We start from the raw sequence: 360 nt of genomic DNA on the forward strand, positions 1-360 counted from the left end.
TCTGTCGGGAAGCATCCTACGTAACCCGTTGCCTCGATAGGCGAGAACACGGCCAGCGGCAGGAGATTGAGCGCGGCGTTATGCTCCAGTGCCGAATCGGACAGCAACGGGAATGCCGGGGCCGCGACAAGCAGCGCGGAGGTAAGGGGGCCCGCGAGGACGCGCCTCGTTGCGGTCGATAGGACGGCGGAGCAAACGGATATCAAGGTTCCGCCCGCAAGCAGCGCGAGAAGCAGGGCTGTGAAGACGTTTCCCGCGGTCGTGGTGGTAAGCGCGCCGTCATGGAAGAAGGCGATCGGGTACCCAATTTGCCCGAAGCCGTTTAGGGCCAAGGCGTAAATGCCCCCGGGTGCGAGGCCG

Annotated in this window: 1 protein-coding gene; it reads right to left on the reverse strand. The window is 64.4% G+C overall.

The genetic code is table 11. The features are described 5' to 3' along the window. Nucleotides 1-360 (reverse strand): hypothetical protein (locus tag DW024_RS10345; RefSeq protein ID WP_233541385.1); only part of this gene is annotated, 360 nt, incomplete at both ends.

It is taken from the genome of Collinsella sp. AF37-9, assembly GCF_003475115.1.
In the GTDB taxonomy this organism is placed as follows: Bacteria; Actinomycetota; Coriobacteriia; order Coriobacteriales; family Coriobacteriaceae; genus Collinsella.